Here is a 358-nt window from a genome sequence, read left to right as displayed (position 1 = left end):
CGTTCGGGACTGGGGAATTTTCGTCCAGAATTACGGGATACCGGGACGTCTGGGGCGGTTTGGGCAGGGCTCGACCGACAATGACCGCAATGTGCTCTGGCACGCTCTGACTGATTACGGCGGGATGCTCGCCGCGATGATCCCGAAGGAAATGGATTTCGAGCTGATCGAGACCAAGGGCGGGGCTGGCGCGTCCGAAGTTCATGAGATGCGGGTCAAGTGGCTGGACGAACAGATCAGCAAGGCGGTGCTGGGGCAGACCGGGACGACGGACGCACGGTCTGGGACGCACGCGTCCGGCGCGATTCACCGCATGGTCCAGGAAGACATCGAGCGTTCCGATTCGCTTCTGCTGAGC

1 protein-coding gene is annotated in these 358 nt (G+C 62.0%); it reads left to right on the top strand.

Features of this window, described 5'->3' with window-relative positions:
* Positions 1–358, top strand: a 358-nt coding sequence (locus HK28_RS13625) for a DUF935 family protein (protein ID WP_143217446.1), incomplete at both ends; no start/stop codon positions are given.

This window comes from Acetobacter sp. DsW_063 (assembly GCF_002153745.1).
Classification (GTDB): Bacteria; Pseudomonadota; Alphaproteobacteria; order Acetobacterales; family Acetobacteraceae; genus Acetobacter.
This window is presented reverse-complemented; position numbering and strand designations above follow the sequence as displayed.